This is a genomic window from Streptosporangium sp. NPDC048047 (genome assembly GCF_040653115.1).
Taxonomy (GTDB): Bacteria; Actinomycetota; Actinomycetes; order Streptosporangiales; family Streptosporangiaceae; genus Streptosporangium.
Map to the genome: position 1 here is coordinate 1 of NZ_JBEZNH010000069.1, position 17,405 is coordinate 17,405.

A 17,405-nucleotide genomic window follows, 5' to 3' on the forward strand; every position below is an offset into this window, starting at 1 on the left:
CGCGCCACAAGGGTGAGACCGAGTACGGCGTCAAGTGGCTCCCCTTCGGCGGCTAAGACCTTCACGTTCTTGATGATCACCGGGAGCTTGGGCGCGGTGGAGCCGCCGTCGCCGGTGATGTCGTCGGGGTTGGTGATCCAGCCGCCCTGGGAGATCTTCTCCAGGACCTCCATGCCCTTGGAGACCGTGCCGAACGGCGTGTACGCCTTCTCCAGCTGGGTGTTCTCGTCGCCCAGCGAGAACCAGAACTGGCTGCCGTTCTGGTTGGAGGCGTCCGCCGGCTGGGCCAGCGAGACCACGCCCTTGGCGTACGGCATGCCGAGGTTCTCGTCGTCGAAGACGTAACCCGAGCTGCCCTGGCCGTCGGTGGGGTTCTTGCCGTCGGCCTTGGCCTGCGGGTCACCGCACTGCAGCAGGGCCACGCCGGAGTTCTCCGGGGTGGCCAGGCGGTGGCACCTGGTGCCGTCGTAGAAGTTCTTCTCCGCCAGGAACGCCAGGGAGTTCACGGCGCAGGGGGCCTGCTGCGTCATCAGGTCGATCACGATGTCACCCTGGTTGGTGGCGATCGTCATGGTCTTGAGCTTGAGGTCGGGCTTGCTCGGCGGCATGCCCACCTTCTTGGCGGGCACGCCGCTGGTGTCCTTGCGATAGGTACAGGTCACCTTGCCGGGGGCGGCCGGGATGGTCGGCGTCGCCTGGGGCGCCGCGGTCGAGGGGGCCGGGGAGGAGGCGGCCGCGGGCTCGGGATCGTCTCCCCCCGCGAAGGCCGCGACGCCGACCACGCCCGCGGCGACGACGGCCACGGCGACACCGGCGCCGATGAAGGTGTTCCGCTTCGCCTTGGCCGTCGTCTGCTCGGCACGTTGAGCCTGCCGCTCCTTGTGCTCCCGCGCCAGCTGGCTCTGGCGGTCCTCGCCGCTCACCGCTATGTCCTCCAGGTTTGCCGTCTCATTACCTCTGACTGGCCGAAAGCGTACCGGCCCCCGGGTGTGCTGGACGTAAGTGACGAGGGTTAACGATGGTGATAAGTGGGAAATGAGGTGCTTTGTCCTGCTGTGTTGCGCAGCTTCCCCACGATAGATTCCGATCTCCGACGCCGGCGTCCGGCCTCGGACAGAGCGGCGACCCCCACGACCGGAGCACCACATGTTCGACGAGATCCTCGGCCTGCCGGCCCACCCCCTGCTCGTCCACGCCGCCGTGATCGCGGTCCCGGTCCTGGCGGTCCTGGCGGTCGTCTACGGGCTGGCGCCCCGTACGCGCACCGCGCTCGGCTGGGCGGTGGCGGGGCTGGCGGTGATCGCCCCGGCCGCCGCCTTCGTCGCCAAGGAGAGCGGCGAGTCGCTGGAGCACCGGCGCTTCGCCTCGGCGACAGGACCGCTGGCCCGGCGCATCGCCGAGCACGAGGAGTTCGCCGACCCCCTGCTGATCGCCGCCTTCGCACTGGGCGCGCTCTCGCTCGTCCTCCTCTACCTCGTGCGCCGCGGCGGGAACGCCGGTGACGGCGGCCATCGCGACGGCGACGGCGACGGCGACGGCGGCCACCGTGTCGGCGGCCGCGCGGTGACGACGTCCGTCGCGGTGCTCACCGCGGTCGTGGCCGTCGTGGCGGGCTACTACGCGGTGCGGGCCGGCCACAGCGGCGCCGTCGCCGTCTGGGGGGACTGAGCGGGGCTCCGCCCCGGGCCCGCGGCTTCGGCGGACGGGGCTTCTCGGCGACGGCGCTTCCGATGTCCCCGGTCCCGGGGCTCCCCGGCCGCCGCCCGCGCGCCCTGACGGTACTGTCGAGGCGTGGACAGCCTGTTCGACTCGGTGGCGGAGGAAGCCCATCGGGGCCACGAGCCCCTGGCGGTGCGGATGCGCCCGCGCGGCCTGGACGAGGTGATCGGCCAGCGCCACCTGCTGGGCCCCGGCACGCCGCTGCGCCGGCTCGTCGAGTCCGAGGCCCCGATGTCGCTGTTCCTGTGGGGCCCGCCCGGCACGGGCAAGACCACCCTCGCCTACGTCGTCGCCGGCGCCACCGAGCGCCGGTTCGTCGAGGTCTCCGCGGTGTCGGCGGGCGTCAAGGAGGTCCGTGCGGCCATCGAGTCGGCCCGCCGGGAACTGGGCATGTCGGGCCGGCAGACGGTCCTGTTCGTGGACGAGGTGCACCGCTTCAACAAGGCCCAGCAGGACGCCCTGCTGCCCGCGGTGGAGAACCGCTGGGTCACCTTCATCGGGGCGACCACCGAGAACCCGTTCTTCTCCGTCATCTCGCCGCTGCTGTCGCGCTCGCTGCTGCTGACGCTCGAACCCCTGTCCGACGACGACGTCGAGAAGGTGCTGGAGCGCGCCGTCGCCGACCCGCGCGGCCTGGACGGGAAGGTGACGCTGGCGCCGGAGGCGGCCGGCCACCTCGTACGGCTGGCCGGCGGCGACGCCCGCCGCTCCCTCACCTACCTGGAGGCCGCCGCGCTGATCGCCGACGGCGAGATCGCCGTCGAGACGGTGGAGCGCGCGGTGGACAAGGCCGCCGTGCGCTACGACCGCCAGGGCGACCAGCACTACGACGTGATCAGCGGCTTCATCAAGAGCATGCGGGGCTCCGACGCCGACGCCGCCCTGCACTACCTCGCCCGTATGGTCGAGGCGGGCGAGGACCCCCGGTTCATCGCCCGCAGGATCGTCATCTTCGCCTCCGAGGACGTCGGCATGGCCGATCCCACCTGCCTGCAGGTCGCGGTGGCCGCGGCCCAGGCGGTGGAGTTCGTCGGCCTCCCCGAGGGGCGACTCAACCTCGCCCAGGCGGTGATCCACTGCGCGCTGGCCCCCAAGTCCAACGCCGTGATCACCGCCGTCGACGCCGCCGCCGCGGACGTGCGGCGCGGCGACATCGGCCAGGTCCCCGCCCACCTGCGCGACTCCCACTACGCGGGCGCGGGGAAACTCGGCCACGGCGAGGGCTACAAGTACCCTCACGACTTCGAGCACGGCCTGGTCCGCCAGGACTACGCCCCCGCCGAGATCCGCGACCGCCGCTACTACCGGCCCACCCGGCACGGCGCCGAGGCCGGCTTCGCCGACCGCTGGGCGCGGATCCGGTCCTTCCTGCGCGGCCGGTAGCGCACCGCTCGCCGTACGGCCCGCCCTGCTACGGCCCGCTCCGCCATGGTCCGCCGGTCCCGCTGCGGCCCGCCATGCGCCCTGCCCGTCCCGGTACGGCCCGTACGGCGGGCGGGCCGGGCAGGCGGTCGGTCAGCCGGGGGCGGGCGGCGTACGGCGGCGCGGCAGCCGCACCGTCAGCAGCCTGGCGCGCGGAGCGACCCTGCCGACCAGGTCGAACAGCGCCTCGGTACGGGAGCGGTCGGCGTCGAGATGGGTGAAGACGTTGACGCCGAGATAGAAGGTGATCGCCGCGTAGGCGAGGTCGCGGGGCGGCATGAGGCGGGCGAGCGGTGAGCCGCCGATGACCCGCTCCAGGGTCTCCTCGACGAAGCCGATCCACGGCTCGGCACGCTTGGTGATCTCCGCGCGGAGCTCGGGCCTGGCGAGGCCCGCCCCGACGAGCTCGGAGAAGAGCGTGATGTGCCCGCCCTCCAGATCGGCGCGGTAGATGGCGTTGGCGACCTCCACCAGCTCCTCCAGCGTGCGGGCCCCCGCCACGGCCTCCCGGTAGGCGGCCATGCGCTGCTCGGAGGAGCGGTCCAGGGCGGCCAGCAGCAGCTGGTCCACGCCGCCGAAGTGGTAGAAGACCAGGGCCGAGTTGACCTCCGCCTCCTTGGCGATGGCGCGGGCGCTGGTCCCGGCGTACCCCTCGGTCCGCAGCACCCGCGAGGCCGCCTCGACCAGCCGCTCGCGGGTCTCCGCCCCTGCCTGCCTGCTCACTCCGAGCCTCCCTTGCTCCGGCGATCTCCTCATCGTACGGTTTAATCAAGTGATTAAACCAATCGATGAAGAGGCCCCGTGAACGACTCACCCCGATCCCCCGAACCGTTCCCCGAGCCGGAACCCGAGCCGGAACCCGAGCCGGGACGCGAGCCGGCCTCCGGGCCGCCTCCGGCACCGGAACCGGCTCCCGGGCCCTCCCAGGAGCCGGACCCCGCGCACCGGAACCGGGTGCGCCGGATCCTCGCGGCGCTGGTGATCGCCCTGTTCGCCGCGCTGCTGCTCTACCGGGTGCTGCACGCCGGCCACCTGGAGCAGACGGCCCTCTTCTACCTGGGGCTGCCGGCCGTCATCGCCGTCACCGTCATACTCACCGCCCGGCCGCGCACCGTCACCGGGCTGATCATGGCGGCCATCACCGTCGGGCTCGCCCTGGCCGGTCCGCTGCTCGGCGAGGGGATCGTCTGCCTCGTCTTCGCGGCCCCGCTGTTCTACTTCATCGGCCTGGTCTTTGGGCTCATCGCCGATGGGGTCCGGAGACAGGGGCCCAACGCGATCGCCGTCCCGCTGGTGCTGCTGACGCTGGCCGCCGGGGGAGCCGAGCTGGCCGCCCCGCCCCGCGACGGCGAGGTGACCGTGTCCGTCCAGACCTCCGGAAGGGACGTCGAGCGGGCGCTGGCCGCCGCGCCGCGGTTCGGCGCCTTCGACTCGCCGCTGCTCCGGCTGGGCTTCCCCCGGCCGGTGCGGGCGGCGGGGGAGGGGCTGCGGATCGGGGACCGGCGGGAGGTCGTCTTCACCCCGCGCCGCTCCCTGGGCATCGGCGCCGCCCCCGAGCCCCGGTCGATGACCCTCGGGGTGAAGGAGCGGGCGCCGGGCCGGGTGACGTTCTCGGTGCTCGGCGACACCACCCTGGCCCGCTGGCTCGACCTGAGGGAGGCGGAGTTCGCCTGGGGCGGCGGGCGGGTCACCGTGACCCTGCGCTACCGCCGCACCTTCGACCCCGGCTGGTACTTCGGCCCGCTCCAGCGGTACGCGCTCGGCGAGGCCGCCGCCTACCTCGCCCGGACGTTCGGATGACCGGCGCCCCGGGAGCCCCGGCGGCGAGCGGCGCCGCGATGATCCCGGCGGCGGCCGGCGGCGCGGGAGTCCGGCGATGACCGTCGCCGTGGGAGCCCCGGCGGCGGCCGCCGGCCCTGTCCCGGACCCCGCCGGTCTGAGCGCGGCCCTCGCCGGCATGACCGCGGACCCGGCGCTGGTCCGCGGCCTGGCGCTCCTGGTCCCCGTGGCCGCCGTGCTCGCCGCCGCCGCGGCCCGCCGTCACCCGGAGCGGGACATCGCGGCGGCGATCCTCGCCACGGCCTGGAACCTGACGGTCCTCGCCGCCGTGAACGTCCTGGCCATCGGCGCGGGCTGGTGGCGCTTCACCGCCGAGGGGGCGGTCTGGCACGGCGTCCCCGCGGACCTGCTGCTCGGCTGGGCGCTGTTGTGGGGGGCGCTGCCCGCCCTGGCCGCCCGGCGGGCGCCCCCGCCGCTCGTCGTGGCGGCCCTGGCGTGGTTCGACCTGGCGGTCATGCCGCTCGGCCGGCCCGTCGTCGTGCTCGGCGACGGCTGGCTCACGGGCGAGGCGCTGGCGGTCGCCGCCGCCCTGGTCCCCGGCCTGCTCCTCTCGCGGTGGACGTCCGCCGGGCGCCGCCTGCGCGCCCGGGTCGCGATGCAGGCGCTGCTCGCGGGCGGCCTCGGCCTGGCCCTGCCGATCGCCGCCACGCAGGCGTGGCGGCAGCCGTCGTGGGCGCTGGGCCTGCTCGTCCAGGCGCTCGCCGTGCCGCTGCTGCTCGGCCTGGCCGCGGTGCGGGAGTTCGCCGAGGAGGGCCGGGGCACGCCGCTGCCGTACGACCCGCCGGAGCGGCTGGTGCGGACCGGCCCCTACGCCTACGTGCGCAACCCGATGCAGGTCTCGATGACGGCGGCCTACCTGCTCCTCGCGACGCTCGACAGGGTCTTCCTGGCCGCCGCGGCGGTCGCCCTGGCCTACGGCGCCGGGCTGGCGGCCTGGCACGAGGGCGAACGGCTCGGCGAACGGTACGGCGCGGCCTGGGAGGAGTACCGGCGAGCGGTGCGTCCCTGGGTGCCGCGCCTGCGGCCCGCCGTACCGGAGGGTGTGCCCGGCGCCACACTCCACGTCTCCCGCGTCTGCGGCCAGTGCGCGGGGGTCGGCGCCTGGTTCGCCCGCCGCCGGCCCGCCGGGCTGCGGATCCTGGCGGCCGAGGACCACCCGGCCGGCCTGCGCCGGATCACCTACACCGGTCCCGGCGGGGGCACGGCCCAGGGGGTCGCCGCCGTCGCCCGCGCCCTCGTCCACGTGCACCTCGGCTGGGCGCTGCTGGGCTGGGCGCTTCTCCTGCCCGGGGTGACCTGGTTCGCGCAGCTGTGCGCGGACGCCTTCGGCGGCGGCCCGCGGACGGAGGCGCGGTTCGCGGGACGTGTGCCGGGAAGGGTCGGTCAGACGCGATAGGGTCTTGCCGTTCCAGCCGGGTGAAGTAGGGAGATCGGCGCATGCTCACCGCCGGAGAGGTCGCGGGCCTGATGGTCGCCATGTTCTGGGCGATCCTGGTCTGCTTTCTTGCCGTGGTCCTGGTCAGGCTGGCACGCCTGCTGACCCAGACGTCCAAGATGGTCTCCGAGCTCGGCGACCGCGTCGTGCCGCTGCTGGAGGACATGACGGCCACCGTCGGCGAGGCCAACCGCCGGCTCGTCGCCGTCGAGGCCATCGCCGAGGACGTCAAGCAGGTCAGCGGCCACGTCGCCAAGGTCAGCGACGTCACGCAGACCCTCATCACCGGGCCGCTGATCAAGGTGGCGGCGCTGGGTCACGGCGTCCGGCGGGCCCTGGGCGCCCGCCGTGCCCGCGGCCGGTCCGCCCCCCGGGTGCTGGAGGGGCGCAGGTCATGATCCGCCGGTTGTTCTACATGTCCCTCGGCGCGTTCTGCGCGGTGTGGACGATGCGTAAGCTGCAGGCACTGCATCCGAACCACGTGGCCCGGCGCGCCCTCCACGGCGCCGCCGGGATGCTGGAGCAGGCGCGGGAGTTCGCGGGCGACGCCCTGGACGGCGCCGCCCGGCGGGAAACCGAGTTGCGTTCCCGGTTCGGGCTGGACAGTGTTGACGACACCAACCACTACGACGTAAAGGACGGCCGCTGAAATGGAGTCGGCAGAGATCGCGCGCCGCTTCCTGCGCTTCTTCGAGGAGCGTGGGCACACCGTCGTGCCCTCGGCCAGCCTGATCGCCGAGGACCCGACGCTGCTGCTGGTGCCCGCGGGCATGGTGCCCTTCAAGCCCTACTTCCTCGGGCAGCAGAAGCCCCCGTTCAAGCGGGCCACCAGCGTCCAGAAGTGCGTGCGCACCCCCGACATCGACGAGGTCGGCAAGACCACCAGGCACGCCACGTTCTTCCAGATGCTCGGCAACTTCTCCTTCGGTGACTACTTCAAGGACCAGGCGATCCCGCTCGCCTGGGAGCTGCTGACCAAGCCCGAGTCCGAGGGCGGCTTCGGCTTCCCCGCCGACCGCCTCTGGGTCACCGTCTACCACGACGACGACGAGGCCTACCGCCTCTGGCACGAGAAGGTCGGCGTCCCGGCCGAGCGCATCCAGCGCCGCGGCCTGGAGGACAACTACTGGCACATGGGCGTGCCCGGTCCGGGCGGCCCCTGCACCGAGATCTACTACGACCGCGGCCCCGAGTACGGCAAGGACGGCGGCCCCGTCGCCGACGAGAACCGCTATCTCGAGGTCTGGAACAACGTCTTCATGCAGTTCCAGCTCGGCGCGGTCCGCAGCAAGACCGACTTCGACGTCGTCGGCGAGCTGCCCGCCCGCAGCGTCGACACCGGCATGGGCCTGGAGCGCATGGCGGCGATCCTGCAGGGCGTCGACAACATCTACGAGATCGACACCACCTACAAGATCCTCGACCGGGCCGCCGAGCTGACCAGGACGCGCTACGGCCGCGACGAGCGCGCCGACGTCTCGCTGCGGGTCGTCGCCGACCACGTGCGCACCAGCGTGATGCTGGTGGCCGACGGCGTGCTGCCCTCCAACGAGGGCCGCGGCTACGTGCTGCGGCGCATCCTGCGCCGCGCCGTCCGCAACCTTCGCCTGCTGGGCGCGGGCGAGGAGCGCTACATGCACGACCTCACCGCGGTGACCATCGCCGTGATGGGCGAGCTGTACCCCGAGCTCAAGGCCGACGCCCCGCAGATCCACGCGGTGATCGACGCCGAGGAGGCGTCCTTCCTGGGCACCCTCCGCACCGGCACCGCGATCTTCGACGCGGCGGTGGAGGAGAACAAGCGCAAGGGCCGGGGCACCCTCGGCGGGGACCAGGCCTTCCAGCTCCACGACACCTACGGCTTCCCGATCGACCTGACCCTGGAGATGGCCTCCGAGCAGGGCCTCAAGGTCGACGAGGAGGGCTTCCGCCGGCTGATGAAGGAGCAGCGCGACCGCGCCAAGGCCGACGCCGCCGCCAAGAAGACCGGCAACGCCGACATCTCGGTGTTCGGCCGGATCCTGGAGAAGACCGGCAAGGTCGACTTCCTGGGCTACGACCAGGTGACGGCGGAGGCGCAGGTCATCGGGCTGCTGGTGGACGGCGTGCCGGTCCCCGCGGCCGGCGCGGGCACCACGGCCGAGGTCGTGCTGAGCCGTACCCCCTTCTACGCCGAGGGCGGCGGACAGCTCGCCGACCAGGGCGTCATCCGCACCGGCGGCGCCGAGGTCGAGATCGTGGACGTGCAGTCCCCGGTCGCGGGCGTCATCGTGCACCGCGGCAAGGTCCGCGCCGGGGAGATCCGGGTGGGCGACCAGGCCCAGGCCGAGATCGACGTCGAGCGGCGCCGCGCCATCTCCCGCAGCCACACCGCCACCCACCTGGTGCACCGCGGCTTCCGCAACGCGCTGGGGGAGACGGCGGCGCAGGCGGGCTCGGAGAACTCGCCCGGCCGCTTCCGCTTCGACTTCACCGCCGCCGGCGCCGTGCCGCCCAGCGTGCTGCGCGACGTCGAGGACGAGGTCAACGCCGTCCTGATCAACGACCTCACGGTCAACGCCTTCCACACCTCCCAGTCCGAGGCCCGGGCGATGGGCGCGCTGGCCCTGTTCGGCGAGAAGTACGGCGAGACCGTCCGCATCGTCGAGGTGGGCGACTACTCCAGGGAGCTGTGCGGCGGCACCCACGTCGCCAGCTCCGGCCAGCTCGGCCTGGTCAAGGTGCTGGGCGAGTCCTCGATCGGCGCCGGCGTGCGCCGCGTCGAGGCCCTGGTCGGCCTGGACGCCTTCCGGTTCCTGGCCCGCGAGAGCGTGCTGGTGGCCCAGCTGTCCGAGCAGCTCAAGGCCCGCCGCGAGGAGCTTCCCGAGCGGATCGAGGGTATCGTCACCCGGCTGCGCACCGCGGAGAAGGAGCTGGAGCGGCTCCGCTCGGCCCAGGTGCTGGCCGTGGTCGGCGAGCTCGCCGCCACCGCCCGCGACCTGGACGGCGTCTCGGTCGTGACGCACCGGGCGCCCGACGGCACCTCCCCGGACGACCTGCGCAAGCTGGCGCTCGACGTGCGGGGCCGGTTCCCCGCCGACCGCGCCGCCGTGGTCGTCGTCGCCGGCGTGCCCGGTGACCGGCCCGTCGTCGTCGCGGCCGTCAACGACGCCGGACGCGCCCGGGGCCTGAAGGCCGGCCGGCTCGTCGGTGTCGCGGCCAAGGCGCTCGGCGGCGGCGGCGGAGGCAAGGACGACGTCGCGCAGGGCGGCGGGACCCGTCCCGAGGCGATCGGTGACGCGCTCGGCGCCGTGCAGCAGGCGATCGCGCAGGCCGCCTCCTGACACCGGGCGACCGGGTGTCTGACCAGGCCCGGAGGCGGGGACGATGACCACATGAGAAACGGCATTCGCCTGGGCGTCGACGTCGGCTCGGTCCGCATCGGCGTGGCCCGCAGCGACCCCTCGGGGCTGCTGGCCACGCCGGTGGAGACCGTACGGCGCGGCAGAGGAGACCTGGAACGGCTCGCGGAGATCGCGACCGAGTACGACGTCGTCGAGATCGTGGTCGGCCTGCCGACCTCGTTGTCGGGCAGGGAGGGGCAGGCGGCGGGGCTCGCCCGCGACTTCGCGGCCCGGATCGCCCACCGGCTGGCGCCCGTCCCGGTGCGGCTGTTCGACGAGCGGCTGACCACGGTCACCGCCCAGCAGGGCCTCCGGGCCAGCGGGGTCAAGGCGAAGAACCAGCGCGGCGTGGTGGACCAGGCGGCGGCCATCGTGCTGCTGCAGGCCGCCCTGGACGCCGAGCGCGCCACCGGGAGGCCGCCGGGCAGTGCTCTGGGTGCCTCGGGGCCGCCGGGCGGGCCGCCCGGCACGGGATCGGGTGACGGGACACCGCGGTGATCCCCCGGCCCGCGTGGCTGCTGGCGGGCGGGGCCGCCGCGGTCCTCCTCGCGGCGGCCGCCGGGAGCTACGTGGTGGTCGGGCCGCGGCTGATGCCCGACGACTTCGCCGGGCAGGGCTCGGGCTCGGTCGTCGTGCGGATCCCCTCGGGCGCGAGCGCCGGGGAGATCGCCGAGACGCTCGCCGACGCGGGGGTCGTCGCGAGCGCCGGGGCGTTCGTCAAGGCGGCCGAGGAACGAGCCAAGACCGGCAGTCTGCGGCCCGGCCACTACCGCCTGCGGAAGGGCATGGCCGCCGACTCCGCCCTCGACCTGCTGCTCGCCCCGGGGTCGCGGGTGGTGCGCCGGGTCACGGTCCCCGAGGGGTTGCGCCTGACCGAGCTGTTCGACAGGCTGGCGGCCAAGACCGGTATGCCCAGGGACGCCTTCGTCCGGGCCTCCCAGGACCGTGAGGAGCTGGAGCTGCCGTCCTACGCCAAGGGACCCGAGGGCTTCATGTTCCCGGCGACCTACGAGGTCGAGCCGGACATGACCCCCGCCGACGTGCTCGGCCTCATGGTGGAACGGTACAAAAGAGCCGCGGCCAAGCTGGAGCTGGAGAACCGCGCGGCCGAGCGCGGCCTGACGCCACTGGAGGCGGTCACGGTGGCCAGCCTCGTCCAGGCGGAGGGCGGGCGCGACTCCGACTATCCGAAGATCGCTAGAGTGATCTACAACCGGATCAAGGCGGGGACGCCGCTGCAGATCGACAGTACGGTGCTCTACGCGCAGAACCGCCGGACGCTCAGGGTGACGGAGAAGGACACGAAGGTGAAGTCGCCCTACAACACCTACGCTCATCCCGGGCTGCCTCCGGGACCGATCGCGAATCCGGGGGAGAAGGCGATCATCGCGGCTCTCCGTCCAGATCAGGGTGATTGGTTCTGGTTTGTCACGATCGATCCAAAGCGTAGAATCACGAAATTCACTGACAAAGAGAGTGAGTTTGTGAGATACCGGGAAGAGCTGAACAGATACCTCGGGGCGCATTGATGTCCGGCGGAACATCCCCGGTTCCGCCGCAAGCGGCGATGCCCACTGCGCGGCCGAGGCGCGGATCCCGGGACACCGGGCCGCTCGACCCCGTGTCCCCCCTCGGTTTGGCATGCCCGCTTGACGCCAGGCCGTCCCACCCGGGAGATTGGCCAGCGGACCTATGAACGATCTCGATATGGACTTCCTGGTCGGCGAGGACGACGATCCCTCGCGCCGTCCCCGCCGGACCGGCCGCGGGCGCCGCAGACGGCGGCGCCGCAACCGCGGCAGGTTCCTCGCCCCGATGCTCGCGGTCATCATCCTGGTCGGCGGCCTCGGCGCCGGCGGCTACTACGGCTACCTGTGGGTGCGCGACGCGATGACCGTCGAGGACTACAAGGGTCAGGGCAGCGGCGAGGTCGTCGTGGAGATCAAGGAGGGGCAGACCGCCTCCCAGATCGCCCTGACCCTCCAGGAGAAGGACGTCGTCAAGAGCTCCGAGGCGTTCACCGACGCCATCACCGACGCCGGCAAGAGCTCCTCCCTGCAGCCCGGCGAGTACCGGATGCGCAAGCAGATGGCCGCCGCCGAGGCCGTGAAGCTGCTCGACCCGGCCAAGCGGCTGCACGAGCGGGTGACCATCAAGGAGGGCCTGCGCCTGACGGCCATGCTGCAGGAGCTCGCCAAGCAGACCGGCAAGCCGCTGAAGGAGTTCCAGCAGGCCGCCAAGAACGGCAAGGCGCTGGGCCTGCCCTCCTACGCCAGGGGCAATCCGGAGGGCTACGTCTTCCCGGCGACCTACGAGATCACCCCCAAGATGACGGCCTCCGACATCCTGACCGCGATGGTCGACCGCTTCAAGGAGACCGCCGAGAAGGAGAACCTGGCCAGGGAGGCCAAGGCCCTGGGCTACACCCCGCACCAGATCGTGACGATCGCCAGCATCGTCCAGGCCGAGGCCGGCACGATCGACGACATGGCGAAGATGTCCCGCGTCATCTACAACCGGCTCCACTCCGAGCCGCCGATGAAGCTCGGGATGGACAGCACGGTCATGTACGCGCTCGGCAAGTACGGCATCGAGGCCAGCCACGCCGACCTGGAGAGCCCTTCGCCCTACAACACCTACAAGCGTCTCGGCCTGCCTCCCGGACCGATCTCCAATCCGGGCGACGACGCCATCCAGGCGGCCCTCAACCCGGCCAAGGGCGACTGGAAGTTCTTCGTCACCGTCGACCCCAAGCGCCGCATCACGAAGTTCGCCACCAACGAGGCCGACTTCTTCAAGATCAAGGCGGAGTACGAGCGGAACAAGGCCGGCGGATGACCGGGACTCCCCGGGCCGCCAGGGCCGCCGTTCTCGGCTCGCCCATCGCCCACTCGCTGTCGCCGGTCCTGCACCGCGCCGCCCACGCGGCCATGGGCCTGGACGGGTGGCGCTACGAGGCGATCGAGTGCGACGAGGCCGCCCTGCCCGGCCTCGTCGCCGGGCTCGGCCCCGAGTGGGCCGGTCTGTCGCTGACGATGCCGCTCAAGCGCGCGGTGCTGCCGCTGCTGGACACGGTCTCCGATCTCGCCGTGCGGGTGGGCGGGGCCAACACCGTGGTCTTCGACGGCGGCGCCCGTCACGGCCACAACACCGACGTCCACGGCATCGTCCGGGCGCTCGCCGAGGCGGGGGTGGCGCCGCCCCGGTCGGCGACGATCCTCGGCGGCGGGGCCACGGCGGCCTCGGCGCTGGCCGCGCTGCGCGAGCTGGGCCTGGCCGAGGCGACTCTGGTGGTGCGCGACCCGGAGCGGGCCCGGACGACCGCCGGGGCCGCCGAGCGGCTGGAGACGGCGCTGCAGGTGCTGACCTTCGACAAGGTCGGCACGGCCCTGGAGACGGACCTGGTGGTCTCGACGCTGCCCGCGGGCGCCGCCGACGGCCTGGCGGACCTGGTGGCCGGGGTGCCCGCGCTCTTCGACGTCGTCTACGCCCCCTGGCCCACCCGCCTGGCCGCGGCCGTGGCCGCCCGCGGCGGCACGGTGGTCGGCGGCTTCCCCATGCTGCTGCACCAGGCGGTCCGGCAGGTCGAGCTGATGACCGGCCGGACCGACGTGCCGGTGGAGGCGATGCGCGCGGCGGGCGAGGCGGAGATCGCCCGGCGGGCCGCCGCGGGCTGACCGGACCCGCCACGGGCTGACCGGACCCGCCGTGGACCGGCCGGTCCCGCCGCTCCCGGGAAGGTTCGAGGGGCCTTCCGTGTTGTGATAGAGTGACTACTCGATCGGTCCGGCATGCCTGCCGGACGCGCAAGCGGAGGTTCACCTCCCACCTGGTCGGCCGAAAGGCCGGCAGGTCAAGGATCACACCGGTTGACTCCGGAAAGAGCCCGCGGCGGCGAAGCCGATGAGCTCATGTGGCCCCGCATGCGCGACGTGCGGGGCATTTCGCATTCCGGGCCCTCGGGGCCTCGGGGGTGACTTCCCGGCACGATCGAGTATGTGGCAGACGCCGCCGGGCAAGCCGGCGGCGGATCCGACCTAGGAGGCCCCATCAGCGCCGAGCCCCGCATCAACGACCGTATTCGTGTCCCCGAGGTCCGCCTCGTCGGCCCGAACGGCGAGCAGGTCGGCATCGTCTCCATCGGCGATGCCCTGAAGCTGGCTCAGGAGTCCGACCTCGACCTCGTAGAGGTCGCGGCTACGGCTCGCCCGCCCGTGTGCAAGCTCATGGACTACGGCAAGTTCAAGTACGAGTCCGCGATGAAGGCACGCGAGGCGCGGCGCAACCAGGCGTACACGATCATCAAGGAGATCAAGCTCCGTCCGAAGATCGACCCGCACGACTACGAGACCAAGAAGGGTCACGTGGTGCGGTTCCTCAAGGCCGGGGACAAGGTCAAGGTCACGATCATGTTCCGCGGGCGGGAGCAGTCCCGGCCCGAGCTGGGCTTCCGGCTCCTGCAGCGGCTGGCGGAGGACGTCTCGGAGCTCGGCTTCGTGGAGTCCCAGCCCAAGCAGGACGGCCGAAACATGATCATGGTGATCGGCCCGCACAAGAAGAAGGCCGAGGCCAAGGCCGAGAAGGCGGCGGCCAAGGCGCGACGTGACGAGACCTCCGAAGAGGCTCCGGCGCTCGTTGACGACGGCGTGTCCGTCGACGACGGCGCGGCCGTCCCGCAGGAGTGACTCGCACGGCCCGGACCACCGGGCAGTCGCGGGATTAAGCCGAGACCGGGTCCGGTCTCACAGTCAGGCATGCCCTTGACTCGGGTTACCGGCCCGGGACATCGGCACGATCGAGGGAGAGACGGCTGAGATGCCGAAGATGAAGACGCACAGCGGTGCGAAGAAGCGGTTCCGGCTGACCGGCACCGGCAAGATCAAGCGGCGCCGCGCCAACCGCGCGCACTACAACGAGTGGAAGTCCTCCACTCTCACGCGTCGTCTCAAGCCTGAGGTCGTGCTGTCCGACGCCGACACCAAGAAGATCAAAAAGCTGCTCGCCAAGTAACGACCCCCGGGGAGATAGATAGACATGGCACGCGTGAAGCGGGCGATCAACGCCAAGAAGAAGCGCAGGGTCGTTCTCGAGCGGGCGAGCGGCTACCGGGGCCAGCGGTCGCGTCTGTACCGCAAGGCCAAGGAGCAGATGCTCCACTCGATGACCTATGCCTACCGCGACCGCAAGGACCGCAAGGGCACCTTCCGCCGTCTCTGGATCCAGCGCATCAACGCCGCTGCCCGCCAGAACGGCATCACCTACAACCGGCTCATCCAGGGTCTGCGCCTGGCCTCCATCGAGGTCGACCGCAAGATCCTCGCCGACCTCGCGGTCAACGACGCCGCCACGTTCGCGACGCTGGTCGAGGCCGCCAAGAAGGCGCTCCCGGCTGACGTGAACGCGCCGGTCGCCGGCTGAGCAACACGCCCGCCGGGCCGCGGCCCGGCACCGGCGAGGGCGCGGCCCACAGCGATCACGCTGTGGGCCGCGTCCGCATTCCTGGGGGATTCGAACATGGCGGAATCTGAGCTCACCAACATCAAGTCGCCGCGCGTCAAGGCCGTGCGGCGGCTGACCAAGCGCGCCTTCCGGGACCGAGACCGGTCCTTCATCGCCGAGGGGCCGCAGGCCGTACGCGAGGCTCTGGCGCTGGACGGCGTCGTGACGCAGCTGTTCGCCACCGCCGAGGCCGAGGTCCGGCACGCCGACCTCGTCGCCGCCGCCGCGGCGGCCGGCGTGCCGGCGCAGCGCGCCAGCGGCGAGGTCATGGCCGAGCTCGCCCAGACCGTCACCCCGCAGGGCCTGCTGGCCGTCTGCCGGTTCGTGCACGTCCCCCTGGACGACGCCGTCACGGCCGACGCCCGGCTGGTGGCCGTCCTGGCGCACGTCCGCGACCCGGGGAACGCCGGCACCGTGCTGCGCACCGCCGACGCCGCCGGCGCCGACGCGGTCGTCTTCACCGACGCCTCGGTCGACCCCTACAACGGCAAGTGCGTCCGGGCCAGCGCCGGCAGCCTGTTCCACCTCCCGGTGGTCACGGGCACCCCCGTGGCACGGGCCGTCGGACGATTGAAGGAGCAGGGCCTGCGGGTGCTCGCGGCCGACGGCGCGGGGGAGCGCACCCTCGACGACGTCGACCTGTCCGGGCCGGTCGCCTGGGTCTTCGGCAACGAGGCGTGGGGGCTGCCCGAGGAGATCCTGAAGCTGGCCGACGAGGTCGTCCGCGTCCCGATCTACGGCGGGGCCGAGAGCCTCAACCTCGCGACCGCCGCCGCGGTCTGTCTGTACGCATCTGCCCGGTCTCAGCGGGCCGGTTCCCCGGGCAGCGCCGCGAGGCTGCCGTAGGACACGGGAAACCCGCTATTGTCGGCGTTGTAGCGTCGAGGAGGCGGGGTCGTGCACGGCGAACACACCGACGAACGGAGCGCTGACTCCGCCTGTGTGATCGACGTGGACGACCTCCCCGACGGCCTCGTCGTGACCGACCGGGACGGCCACGTGCTGGCCGTCAACCGCGCCGCCGTCCGCCTCACCGGCGTCACCCGCGACCGGGCTCTCGGACGGCACCTGCGGGACGCGTTCTCCTTCCGCGACCACGACGGGCGCGACTGGTGGAAGTGGTTCGACCCCTACGGCGGCCTGCCCGGCCGGGCCCGCCAGCCGGAGCTGCCGCTGCGCACTCCGGGCGGGCAGGAGATGCTCGTGGCCGCCCGTCTGGTGCGCCGGCCCGAGCGGGGCGGCCCGGTCGTCCGAGTGGTGATCACCCTGCGCGACGCGGGCGCCCGCGCCCGGCTGGAGCGCAGCCGCGCCGACCTGGTCTCCACGGTCGCCCACGAGCTGCGCTCCCCGCTGACCAGCGTCAAGGGCTTCACCGCGACGCTGCTGGCCAAGTGGACCCGTTTCACCGACGACCAGAAGCTCGTCATGCTGGAGACGGTCAACGCCGACGCCGACCGGGTGACCCGGCTGATCACCGAGCTGCTGGACGTCTCCCGCATCGAGTCGGGCCGCCTGGAGATCCACCGCCAGGTGGTCGACATCCCGGCCAGGGCCCGGAAGGTCATCGCCGGGCGGGTGGCGGCGGGAGAGCCGGAGGACCGCTTCCGGCTGGAGGTCCGCGGCGAGCTCCCCGAGACCTGGCTCGATCAGGACAAGATCGACCAGGTCCTGGCCAACCTGCTGGAAAACGCGGTGCGCCACGGTCGCGGTACGGTGACAATAGCCATAGAGCCGAACGACTGGGGAGTCGCCGTGTCCGTCCGCGACCAGGGAGAGGGCATCCCGCCCGAGCTGGTCACGCGCGTGTTCCGGCAGTTCTGGCGGGGCAACGCCCGTCGCCGGGGAGGCACCGGGCTCGGCCTGTTCATCGTCAAGGGCCTGATCGAGGCGCACGGCGGCACGATCTCCGTGCGGCGGGGCCCCGAGGGCGGCGCCGAGTTCCGATTTACCGTGCCCACCGGCACCCCTGACTTCGCCTGAGCACTTCGCCTGAGCGTCGATGCGGGCCCGGTGGGCTCTCCCGACTAGACTCATGGCCGCCTAAGCCCTGGATTCGGAGCTCCCTTGTCTAACTACGACCCGGTCGAGGTGACACCGCTGCACGCCGA

The 17,405-nt window shown here is 72.6% G+C and carries 18 protein-coding genes; 16 read left to right on the plus strand and 2 right to left on the minus strand.

Annotation, left to right across the window (positions count from 1 at the left end; genetic code table 11):
- Positions 1-923: peptidylprolyl isomerase (locus AB0D67_RS34675; protein ID WP_362945376.1), on the minus strand; the 923-nt coding region annotated here is incomplete at its 3' end.
- 223 nt (positions 924-1,146) lie between these two features.
- Here AB0D67_RS34675 and AB0D67_RS34680 point away from each other — a divergent pair.
- Together AB0D67_RS34680 and AB0D67_RS34685 are read left to right on the plus strand one after the other, a co-directional pair.
- Positions 1,147-1,668: a hypothetical protein gene (locus tag AB0D67_RS34680; protein WP_362945379.1), complete on the plus strand. Its 522-nt coding sequence runs from the start codon at positions 1,147-1,149 to the stop codon at positions 1,666-1,668.
- 123 nt (positions 1,669-1,791) lie between these two features.
- Positions 1,792-3,102 (plus strand): replication-associated recombination protein A, encoded by a 1,311-nt coding sequence (locus AB0D67_RS34685; RefSeq protein ID WP_362945381.1) that lies wholly within the window; start codon positions 1,792-1,794, stop codon positions 3,100-3,102.
- A 132-nt stretch (positions 3,103-3,234) separates the two neighbouring features.
- On the opposite strand, the gene AB0D67_RS34690 is transcribed toward AB0D67_RS34685, so the two are convergent.
- Positions 3,235-3,897: a TetR family transcriptional regulator gene (locus tag AB0D67_RS34690; protein ID WP_362945383.1), complete on the minus strand. Its 663-nt coding sequence runs from the start codon at positions 3,895-3,897 to the stop codon at positions 3,235-3,237.
- A gap of 45 nt (positions 3,898-3,942) precedes the next feature.
- Between AB0D67_RS34690 and AB0D67_RS34695 the strand changes: the two genes are divergently transcribed.
- The 14 genes from AB0D67_RS34695 to AB0D67_RS34760 all read left to right on the plus strand — a co-directional run bounded on the left by AB0D67_RS34695 (position 3,943) and on the right by AB0D67_RS34760 (position 17,277).
- Positions 3,943-4,941, plus strand: coding sequence for a hypothetical protein (locus tag AB0D67_RS34695; protein WP_362945385.1), 999 nt, complete (start codon positions 3,943-3,945; stop codon positions 4,939-4,941).
- Between the two features lie 76 nt (positions 4,942-5,017).
- Entirely contained in the window at positions 5,018-6,376 is a 1,359-nt protein-coding gene (locus AB0D67_RS34700) for an isoprenylcysteine carboxylmethyltransferase family protein (protein ID WP_362945387.1), read from the plus strand.
- Between the two features lie 41 nt (positions 6,377-6,417).
- Positions 6,418-6,813, plus strand: coding sequence for a DUF948 domain-containing protein (locus AB0D67_RS34705; protein ID WP_362945389.1), 396 nt, complete (start codon positions 6,418-6,420; stop codon positions 6,811-6,813).
- Positions 6,810-7,064, plus strand: a complete 255-nt coding sequence (locus AB0D67_RS34710; RefSeq protein WP_362945391.1) for a hypothetical protein — start codon at positions 6,810-6,812, stop codon at positions 7,062-7,064. Before AB0D67_RS34705 ends, AB0D67_RS34710 begins: the two co-directional genes overlap by 4 nt.
- A 1-nt stretch (position 7,065) precedes the next feature.
- On the plus strand, positions 7,066-9,738 hold the full coding sequence (gene alaS / locus AB0D67_RS34715) for an alanine--tRNA ligase (protein ID WP_362945393.1): 2,673 nt from the start codon (positions 7,066-7,068) through the stop codon (positions 9,736-9,738).
- 51 nt (positions 9,739-9,789) lie between these two features.
- Positions 9,790-10,296, plus strand: coding sequence for a Holliday junction resolvase RuvX (ruvX, locus tag AB0D67_RS34720; protein WP_362945395.1), 507 nt, complete (start codon positions 9,790-9,792; stop codon positions 10,294-10,296).
- Positions 10,293-11,327, plus strand: a complete 1,035-nt coding sequence (gene mltG / locus AB0D67_RS34725; RefSeq protein ID WP_362945397.1) for an endolytic transglycosylase MltG — start codon at positions 10,293-10,295, stop codon at positions 11,325-11,327. Before ruvX ends, mltG (AB0D67_RS34725) begins: the two co-directional genes overlap by 4 nt.
- A gap of 163 nt (positions 11,328-11,490) precedes the next feature.
- Positions 11,491-12,636, plus strand: a complete 1,146-nt coding sequence (mltG, locus tag AB0D67_RS34730; protein WP_362945399.1) for an endolytic transglycosylase MltG — start codon at positions 11,491-11,493, stop codon at positions 12,634-12,636.
- Positions 12,633-13,475, plus strand: a complete 843-nt coding sequence (locus AB0D67_RS34735) for a shikimate dehydrogenase (RefSeq protein ID WP_362945401.1) — start codon at positions 12,633-12,635, stop codon at positions 13,473-13,475. The genes mltG (AB0D67_RS34730) and AB0D67_RS34735 overlap by 4 nt, the downstream gene beginning before the upstream one ends.
- Positions 13,476-13,847: 372 nt before the next feature.
- A complete protein-coding gene (gene infC, locus AB0D67_RS34740; protein WP_362945434.1) occupies positions 13,848-14,483 on the plus strand; it encodes a translation initiation factor IF-3 in 636 nt (211 codons plus the stop codon).
- A gap of 130 nt (positions 14,484-14,613) precedes the next feature.
- Positions 14,614-14,808, plus strand: coding sequence for a 50S ribosomal protein L35 (gene rpmI / locus AB0D67_RS34745; protein ID WP_068924211.1), 195 nt, complete (start codon positions 14,614-14,616; stop codon positions 14,806-14,808).
- A gap of 24 nt (positions 14,809-14,832) precedes the next feature.
- Complete coding sequence (gene rplT / locus AB0D67_RS34750) at positions 14,833-15,216, plus strand: 50S ribosomal protein L20 (protein ID WP_189248256.1); 384 nt, start codon at positions 14,833-14,835, stop codon at positions 15,214-15,216.
- Between the two features lie 96 nt (positions 15,217-15,312).
- Positions 15,313-16,143, plus strand: a complete 831-nt coding sequence (locus AB0D67_RS34755; protein WP_362945404.1) for an RNA methyltransferase — start codon at positions 15,313-15,315, stop codon at positions 16,141-16,143.
- Positions 16,144-16,194: 51 nt separating this feature from the next.
- Positions 16,195-17,277, plus strand: a complete 1,083-nt coding sequence (locus tag AB0D67_RS34760; protein WP_362945406.1) for an ATP-binding protein — start codon at positions 16,195-16,197, stop codon at positions 17,275-17,277.
- Positions 17,278-17,405: the final 128 nt, after the last annotated feature.

What these genes read in the sequence shown, in the direction of transcription:
- alaS (WP_362945393.1), top strand. Translation starts at nt 7,066, where the DNA reads ATGGAGTCGGCAGAGATCGCGCGCCGCTTCCTGCGCTTCTTCGAGGAG.
- AB0D67_RS34680 (WP_362945379.1), top strand. Translation starts at nt 1,147, where the DNA reads ATGTTCGACGAGATCCTCGGCCTGCCGGCCCACCCCCTGCTCGTCCAC.
- AB0D67_RS34690 (WP_362945383.1), bottom strand. Translation starts at nt 3,897, where the DNA reads ATGAGGAGATCGCCGGAGCAAGGGAGGCTCGGAGTGAGCAGGCAGGCA.
- mltG (WP_362945399.1), top strand. Translation starts at nt 11,491, where the DNA reads ATGAACGATCTCGATATGGACTTCCTGGTCGGCGAGGACGACGATCCC.
- ruvX (WP_362945395.1), top strand. Translation starts at nt 9,790, where the DNA reads ATGAGAAACGGCATTCGCCTGGGCGTCGACGTCGGCTCGGTCCGCATC.
- rpmI (WP_068924211.1), top strand. Translation starts at nt 14,614, where the DNA reads ATGCCGAAGATGAAGACGCACAGCGGTGCGAAGAAGCGGTTCCGGCTG.
- AB0D67_RS34755 (WP_362945404.1), top strand. Translation starts at nt 15,313, where the DNA reads ATGGCGGAATCTGAGCTCACCAACATCAAGTCGCCGCGCGTCAAGGCC.
- AB0D67_RS34705 (WP_362945389.1), top strand. Translation starts at nt 6,418, where the DNA reads ATGCTCACCGCCGGAGAGGTCGCGGGCCTGATGGTCGCCATGTTCTGG.
- AB0D67_RS34700 (WP_362945387.1), top strand. Translation starts at nt 5,018, where the DNA reads ATGACCGTCGCCGTGGGAGCCCCGGCGGCGGCCGCCGGCCCTGTCCCG.
- rplT (WP_189248256.1), top strand. Translation starts at nt 14,833, where the DNA reads ATGGCACGCGTGAAGCGGGCGATCAACGCCAAGAAGAAGCGCAGGGTC.
- AB0D67_RS34710 (WP_362945391.1), top strand. Translation starts at nt 6,810, where the DNA reads ATGATCCGCCGGTTGTTCTACATGTCCCTCGGCGCGTTCTGCGCGGTG.
- AB0D67_RS34735 (WP_362945401.1), top strand. Translation starts at nt 12,633, where the DNA reads ATGACCGGGACTCCCCGGGCCGCCAGGGCCGCCGTTCTCGGCTCGCCC.